The sequence below is a fragment of the Comamonas sp. JUb58 genome, from assembly GCF_004364775.1.
In the GTDB taxonomy this organism is placed as follows: Bacteria; Pseudomonadota; Gammaproteobacteria; order Burkholderiales; family Burkholderiaceae_C; genus Comamonas.
Genome location: NZ_SOAL01000030.1, coordinates 25,162 through 32,028, shown reverse-complemented (window position 1 = coordinate 32,028; position 6,867 = coordinate 25,162). Strand labels below are relative to the sequence as shown.

8 protein-coding genes are annotated in these 6,867 nt (G+C 64.4%); 1 reads left to right on the top strand and 7 read right to left on the bottom strand.

Annotated features, from left to right (window positions below; translation table 11 throughout):
- Nucleotides 1–322: 322 nt before the first annotated feature.
- Nucleotides 323–865: a hypothetical protein gene (locus EDF71_RS23380; protein ID WP_133858931.1), complete on the bottom strand. Its 543-nt coding sequence runs from the start codon at nt 863–865 to the stop codon at nt 323–325.
- Nucleotides 866–1,008: 143 nt separating this feature from the next.
- Complete coding sequence (gene lexA / locus EDF71_RS23375) at nt 1,009–1,725, bottom strand: transcriptional repressor LexA (protein WP_021024923.1); 717 nt, start codon at nt 1,723–1,725, stop codon at nt 1,009–1,011.
- A 114-nt stretch (nt 1,726–1,839) separates the two neighbouring features.
- Between lexA and EDF71_RS23370 the strand changes: the two genes are divergently transcribed.
- The gene (locus tag EDF71_RS23370; protein ID WP_243854425.1) at nt 1,840–2,859 is read left to right on the top strand and encodes an asparaginase; all 1,020 of its coding nucleotides are present in this window, start codon (nt 1,840–1,842) and stop codon (nt 2,857–2,859) included.
- 112 nt (nt 2,860–2,971) lie between these two features.
- Here the strand turns inward: EDF71_RS23370 and adk are convergent, their stop codons facing one another.
- From adk to lpxK, 5 genes are all read right to left on the bottom strand, one after another.
- Nucleotides 2,972–3,628 carry an adenylate kinase gene (gene adk, locus EDF71_RS23365; RefSeq protein WP_133858930.1) on the bottom strand — a complete coding sequence of 219 codons (657 nt, stop codon included), beginning with the start codon at nt 3,626–3,628 and terminating at the stop codon, nt 2,972–2,974.
- 217 nt (nt 3,629–3,845) lie between these two features.
- Nucleotides 3,846–4,640: a 3-deoxy-manno-octulosonate cytidylyltransferase gene (gene kdsB, locus EDF71_RS23360; RefSeq protein WP_133858929.1), complete on the bottom strand. Its 795-nt coding sequence runs from the start codon at nt 4,638–4,640 to the stop codon at nt 3,846–3,848.
- A 111-nt stretch (nt 4,641–4,751) separates the two neighbouring features.
- Entirely contained in the window at nt 4,752–5,348 is a 597-nt protein-coding gene (locus EDF71_RS23355) for a hypothetical protein (RefSeq protein WP_133858928.1), read from the bottom strand.
- A gap of 189 nt (nt 5,349–5,537) precedes the next feature.
- Entirely contained in the window at nt 5,538–5,735 is a 198-nt protein-coding gene (locus EDF71_RS23350) for a Trm112 family protein (protein WP_133858927.1), read from the bottom strand.
- 8 nt (nt 5,736–5,743) lie between these two features.
- Entirely contained in the window at nt 5,744–6,865 is a 1,122-nt protein-coding gene (lpxK, locus tag EDF71_RS23345; protein WP_133858926.1) for a tetraacyldisaccharide 4'-kinase, read from the bottom strand.
- Between the last annotated feature and the right edge of the window lie 2 nt (nt 6,866–6,867).

Genomic DNA, 6,867 nt, shown 5'->3' with positions numbered 1-6,867 from the left:
CAAGCTCAAACTAAAAGGCCTGAGCCCGGTGGAGTACCGAACTCAGGCCTTGAGCCGCTAACATTCAACTGTCCAACTTCTTGGGGTCAGTTCAGCAGAGCGGCGTCAGCTGGGGATGGGTGGCTAAGAGCTCGGAGCTGAAGACTAAGCACGGTAGGCGCTAGATTGGCGCCTGCCCAGCATGTCCGTAATGACCGATGCGCTCAGCACTTGCCTCGCCGCAGCATGCCGGTTCTGCTGCCCAATTCCTGATGCGATCAACAGCAGCCATGTAGCTGCCAGCAGGCTGGCCACTACGCACCAGCCCGGGCCGGGCACCGGCTTACACCGCATGCAGATGTTCCAGCCGTTCCAGGCGTTCGAGCTCGGCACAGATGTCGGCCATGCTGCCCGACATGGCCCAGCGCATACCCTTTTGGCGGTGCAGGCTGGCCGGTTGCGCCCAGTACATCTTGATGGGGGCATCGTTGGCGGCCTGGGCGCTGCAGCGCTGTACGGAGAGGAAGGGGCGGGTGTGGGACTGGGCGCCGACCGAGAGGCGGCGGCGTGCGGCGGGTTTGCGCGGCAGGCGGATGCGGTCGATGGGGCGCTGTGCGGGGGCCTCATCGGCAGGGCTGTCCACACCAGGCTGCGCGCTGGGGTCATCGAGCAGGCTCAGTTGCTGCACGGCACCGCGCTGTGCAGCAGCGCTGGAGGCGGCGGCAAAGCAGTGCACCTGGGCGGCAAGCTGGCCATCATTGGCGGCACCATGGCCGGGGCGACGGCGGCTGCTGCGCACGATGGCGCGTTGGATGGACTGGAACCAGGGCAGGCCAGCGACGAGGGAAAAGGGCGCAAGCGCGCGCAATGCATCTGCTACGAGCATGGAAGACTCCTTGGTGTACGGGTGACAGCAGGATTGCGCAAGGCGAGCGCATTCCCCAGGGTTGTGGGCCGGTGCCCACAACGCCCGCTACCTGGGGTTGCGCAGAAAGGGAAGGGCCGAAGTGGCCGGAAGGGCCGCTGGGCCTAGTTCAGCATCGTGTTGCGGATCAGGCCGACAGCGATGCCTTCGATCTCAAAGGGCTCGCCGGGCTGCACGATGATGGGCAGGTAATCCGGGTTTTCGGCCAGCAGCTCGATGCCATCCTTGGTGCGCTGCAGGCGCTTGACGGTGACGTCATCGCCCAGGCGCGCGACGATGATCTGGCCATTGCGGGCCTCGCGGGTGGCTTTGACGGCCAGCAGGTCGCCATCGATGATGCCGACATCGCGCATCGACATACCGCGTACCTTGAGCAGGTAATCAGGCTGCTGCTGGAACAGGCCGCCCTCGACGGTATAGGTTTGGTCGACATGCTCTTGGGCCAGGATGGGCGAACCGGCAGAGACGCGGCCGATCAGCGGCAGCGCCAGTTGGGCCAGCTCTTGCACCACACGGCCCAGGCCGGCGGTGGCGTTGGACACGCCTGCCAGCGGCGACGAAAAACGGGTGCCGCGCGCCGCATTGATGGAGCGCACGGTATCGCTTTGCAGGCGAATCCCACGGGAGGTACCGCTGACCAGTTCGATCACGCCCTTGCGGGCCAGCGCCTTGAGGTGGTCTTCTGCCGAATTGGCCGATTTGAAGCCCAGCTTGCTGGCGATCTCGGCGCGCGTTGGCGGGGCGCCGGTGCGCGAAATGGCGGTCTGGATCAGGTCCAGAATTTCTTGTTGGCGCGCGGTCAGTTTGGGATGGTCTCGCATAAGATCTCCGTGTGATCTGCGGTGCGGGGCAGAAGCCAAGCTACTGTGCATCCCAACACCTGTATATCAATCCAGTACCTGTATTTTTAACCAGTTTTTTGCAGGAGGCAAGCCTTGCAGCCAAAAATTTTGATCATCGGCACGGGCGGCACCATCGCCGGCATGGCCGATGACGCCGAGAAACCCGGCCAATACCGCGCAGCCCAGCTGTCCATTGCGGCCTTGCTGGCGGGTGTGAGCGGCATAGAGACAGCTGCGGCAGGCCCGCTGGACGCCGTGCAGATAGCGCAAATTGATAGCAAGGACATGAACGACGAGGTCTGGCATGCGCTGCTCAAGACCTGCGATGCCGCGATGCGCGATGCGACGGTGCGTGCTGTTGTTATCACCCACGGAACCGACACGCTCGAAGAGACCGCCTGGTTCCTGCACTGTGTTTTAGGACGGCTGGCCAAGCCTGTGGTGCTGACCTGTGCGATGCGCCCGGCCAATGCCTTGATGCCCGATGGCCCGCAGAACCTCAAGGATGCTGTGGCCGCCGCCGCGGCGCTGGATGCGGATGGCCAACCGCTGCTGCGTGAGGTGGTCGCCGTGACCGGCGGGGGCGAGCTACACAGCGCGCGCTGGCTGCAAAAGCTGCACCCGCACCGCTTGCTGGCCTTTTCATCGGGCGAGCAGGGCCCCCTGGGTTGGGTGGATGGCACGACTGTGCGCCTGCGCCATGGCTATGCGCCGCAGGCGGCAGATGCCGCGGGCGACTACAGCGGCAGCGCCTGGTTGGCTGCCTTGCCCGCGCCGGCCAGCACGCCCTGGCCTTGGGTGGAAATCGTCACCAGCCATGCCGGTGTGCGCCCCGGCATGGTGGAGGCCCTGCAGGCCCAGGGCCTGGATGGTCTGGTGGTGGCAACCACCGGCAATGGCACCGTGCATGAGGTGCTGTTGGATGCCATGGCGCGCGCACGCCAGCAAGGCCTGCCGGTGTGGCGCAGCAGCCGCTGCAGTGATGGCCTGATCAGCGATGCAGTGTTGCCCGGGGTGGCTGACCTGGACAAAGACCTGGCCGTGGCCTTGACGCCCTACAAATGCCGGGTCAGCTTACAGCTGGCGCTGGTGCAGGCAAAATTGAAAGTCTGAGTATTGGCACTGGAAAGGGCAGCCGATGCCTATTTGCTAATTAATAAGCAGACGGGCATAAAAAAGCCACTGTCGCAAGACAGTGGCTTTGTTGATAAGGCAGAGCTGCTTATCAGGCTTCCAGAGCGGCAATCGCGCGCTGCGTGATTTCTTCGACCGAGCCCATGCCGCTGATGGCGCGGTACTTGGGGGCGGCGGCTGGGTCTTGTGCGGCCCAGCTGCTGTAGTAATCGACGAGGGGGCGGGTCTGGTTGCTGTAGACGTCCAGGCGCTTCTTGACGGTTTCTTCCTTATCGTCTTCGCGCTGCACCAGGGCTTCGCCGGTCACATCGTCCAGACCTTCGGTCTTGGGCGGGTTGAACTTGACGTGGTAGGTGCGGCCGGATGCGGGGTGGCTGCGGCGGCCGCTCATGCGCTCGATGATGGCTTCAAACGGCACATCGATTTCCAGCACGTAATCGAGCTTGACGCCTGCCGCCTTCATGGCGTCGGCCTGGGGGATCGTGCGGGGGAAGCCGTCAAACAGGAAGCCATTGGCGCAGTCGGCCTGGGCAATACGTTCCTTGACCAGGTTGATGATCAGATCGTCGCTGACCAGCTGACCGGCATCCATCACGGCCTTGGCTTGCAGGCCCAGCGGCGTGCCAGCCTTGACCGCTGCGCGCAGCATGTCGCCGGTGGAAATCTGGGGAATACCGTATTTTTGGCAGATGAAGGCAGCTTGCGTACCTTTGCCGGCGCCGGGTGCTCCCAAAAGAATTAATTTCATGGCGGTCCTTGGAGAATAAAAAACTTGCACGGCAAAAGCGGGCATCAAAGCCCGCTTTTACACAAAAAACTGGGCTTGAGCATATCACGCATCGGGGGAGGGCCAGCCGACTGCAAGGCAATGCACTGTCTCGGGGGGGGGCAATCGAGCATCCTGCGCCTTTTAGCTTACGGAGCGCTTGCAGCGGATCGAGTGGGTAGAGGGCCATCTGGCTAGCCTACATGGTCGCGCCGAGCAGCTGTCGCACACGCACCAGGTCCTCGGGGGTGTCCACGCCGGAGCCGGGGATCTGACGGGTCACATGCACTGCAATACGGTAACCATGCCAGATCGCGCGCAGCTGCTCCAGCATCTCGATCTGCTCCGTAGGGGCCTGGCTGAGCGTGGGGAAGGTATGCAAAAACTGGGCGCGGTAGCTGTAGATGCCCATATGGTGCAAAGGCGCAAAACCGGGTGTGCCGGTGGTGCCGGGGTTCTTCCACCAGGCCATATTCACAAAATCACGTCCCCAGGGGATAGGCGCGCGGCTGAAATAACTGGCCAGGCCCTGGGCATCGAGCACCACCTTCACCACATTCGGGCTGAGCAGCGATTCCAGATCGGCAATCGGATGGGCGACGGTGCCCATGCTGGCCTCGGGCCGATCGCTGAGCAGCGCGGCGACCGCGTCGATCAGCGCTGGAGCGATCAGGGGCTCGTCCCCTTGCACATTGACCACGATGTCATCGCCGCCCAGTTGCAGCAGGCTGCAGGCCTCGGCCAGGCGGTCGCTGCCGCTGGGGTGGTTGGGCGAGGTCATCACCGCTTGCACGCCATGCTTTTTGCAGGCATCGATGATGCGCTCGTCATCGGCGGCCACCACCACGCGCTGGGCAGCGCTTTCTTGTGCGCGCTTGGCCACGCGCACCACCATGGGCAGGCCGGCAATATCGACCAGGGGCTTATTGGGCAGGCGCGAGGAGGCCATGCGCGAAGGGATCAGGACGGTGAACGGCGCGGGTGCGGATGCCATGGTGCGAAAGGTGAAGAGAGTGGAGCCGGCTGGAATTGTAGCGAGCCAGCGCGGAGGGCCGGGCGCAAGCGACCCAGGCGGGCAGCGGCTGCGTTGGTTGCGGTGCGGGGCTTAGGGCGCCGGTTTGATGGGTGTATTCGCCTCATTACTGCCAAACAGAATGGCCTCGATGGGGCGCAGTTTCTTGGCGTCGATCACCTCGCGCAGCTTGGGCAGGATGGCGACCAGGCCGTCGTAGCCCTGGGCTTTTTCCAGTTGCAATTGCAGGCGGAAGCCCTTGAGACCCAGGCCGCTGACCAGCTGGCTGGCCGCGGCATAGGCCTTGATATAGCGTTCGCTGTGGTTGCTGATGGCAGCGGCTGGGTTGCTGGCTGCTGCTGGAGCGGCAACCGGTGCAACTGCGGCGGTTGGCGGTGGCATGGGTGCTGGCACGGCCAGGCTGTCGATGATGTCGCTGGCGTTGGAAGCCGACTGGCCCGTGTCGCTGGGGCGCAAAAGCTCCAGCAGGCCTTGCTGCAGCAGCTGTTTGATGTCTTCCAGCACCTGCAACTGCCCGCCCGCCGAGGGCGCCAGGGCCATCACCTGTTCAATGCTTTTTTGGCCATCAAACATGATGAAGGCCGGGCGCATGCGATGGGGGAGGGAGGGATCCCGGGCGCGCAGCGCCTCCATGCCTTTGTCGGTTTTTTTGAGGATCAAACTTTGCATGGCAACTCGCTGAAATAGATGGATGCAATCCAACAGGCCAGCCCTGCAAAACATGTCTTCCAAACATGCGATGCAGGACAAATGCCTAAAAATTCAGCAAATTGTGTCTGTTTTTTACAAAGCTGCTATTGGGGTTTGCCTGTGCGGCCCGCCATGCGGCCCCTTTTGGGGGCGCAAGTTCATCAAACTTTAATCTGCCGCAGCTAAGGCTTCGATTTCTTCGTCGCTGAGCGGGCGTGCTTCGCCTTCGAGCATGATGGGCATGCCATCGCGCACCGGGTAGGCCAGGCGCGCGCTGCGCGAGACCAGCTCCTGGCGCTCGCGGTCATAGCGCAGGGGGCCTTTGGTGACGGGGCAAACCAGCAGTTCGAGCAGTTTCGGGTCCATAGCGGCAATCAGTCTTTCTTAACAGGGGGCGATGCGGGCTGGCGCTGGCGCAGCAGTGCGTCGGCATGCTGGCCAAAGGCGGGGTCGATGGCGACCTCCAAGGGTACAGCCAGTGCATGCGGGGCAATGCGCCAGAGCTTGTGCGCATCCTTTTCGGTGCACAGCAGCACGGGGGCATCCGGTGCGTCTATTGTAGGTGCGCTGGTCGCTGCAATCGCCAGCTTGGCCAGCCAGGCTGGGTCGTCCAGCGGTGCATGGTCGGGCAGCGCATCGCTGCGGGCCAGCTGCAGGCCCTGGGCTTGCAGCATCGCAAAAAACTCTTGGGGATAGGCAATGGCGGCCAGCGCATGCACCGGCCGGCCACGCAAATCGGCCAGGTCATGGCGGCGGCCATCCTGGCCAACGGCATAGCGGGCCAGGCTGCGCTGCAGCGGCCAGGCGGCAGCGCCGCTGGCTGCCAGCTGCTGGGGCGGCTGGCCGGCGTAGAGCACGATATCCAGCCGCCTGGGCCAGGGCTCGCGCAGCGGCCCGGCCGGCAGTTGCCAGCCATTGCCAATGCCTTGGGCGTTGAAGACGGCAATCTCCACATCGCGGGCCAGCGCCAGGTGCTGCAGGCCATCGTCGCAGACCAGCACATCCACATCGGGGTGGGCCTGCAAGGCGGCCTGCGCGGCGGTGGCGCGCAGTGCCGCCACATACACCGGCATGCCACTGCGCTGGGCGATCAGCAAGGGCTCATCACCCACCAGGCGCGGGTCGCTGCCGGGGCTGACGGCGATAGCCTTGGGATCTTTGCTGTTGTCGCGCCCATAGCCGCGCGAGATGACGGCAGGCCGCCAGCCCTGGGCTCGCAAGGCCTGTACCAGATGCAGGGTGACAGGCGTCTTGCCGGCGCCGCCGGCAATCACATTGCCCACCACGACCACGGGCACCGGCGCGCGGTAGGCCTTGCAAAGGCCGGTGCGGTAAAGGGCGCGGCGCAGCCCGCCCAGTGCCGCATAGCACCAGGACAGCGGCAGCAGCGCCACGGCCAGCGGGCCTTTGCGCTGCCAGGCATCGGTGATGCCTGCCGAGCGGGGGCGCGTGGCAGCAGCTGAGGGCGCGGGATGGGGAGGGGGCGGGACGGTCATGC

Excerpts from the sequence above, each read along its gene's own strand:
- lpxK (WP_133858926.1), bottom strand. The coding sequence starts at position 6,865 with ATGACCGTCCCGCCCCCTCCCCATCCCGCGCCCTCAGCTGCTGCCACG.
- EDF71_RS23355 (WP_133858928.1), bottom strand. The coding sequence starts at position 5,348 with ATGCAAAGTTTGATCCTCAAAAAAACCGACAAAGGCATGGAGGCGCTG.
- lexA (WP_021024923.1), bottom strand. The coding sequence starts at position 1,725 with ATGCGAGACCATCCCAAACTGACCGCGCGCCAACAAGAAATTCTGGAC.
- EDF71_RS23350 (WP_133858927.1), bottom strand. The coding sequence starts at position 5,735 with ATGGACCCGAAACTGCTCGAACTGCTGGTTTGCCCCGTCACCAAAGGC.
- adk (WP_133858930.1), bottom strand. The coding sequence starts at position 3,628 with ATGAAATTAATTCTTTTGGGAGCACCCGGCGCCGGCAAAGGTACGCAA.
- EDF71_RS23380 (WP_133858931.1), bottom strand. The coding sequence starts at position 865 with ATGCTCGTAGCAGATGCATTGCGCGCGCTTGCGCCCTTTTCCCTCGTC.
- kdsB (WP_133858929.1), bottom strand. The coding sequence starts at position 4,640 with ATGGCATCCGCACCCGCGCCGTTCACCGTCCTGATCCCTTCGCGCATG.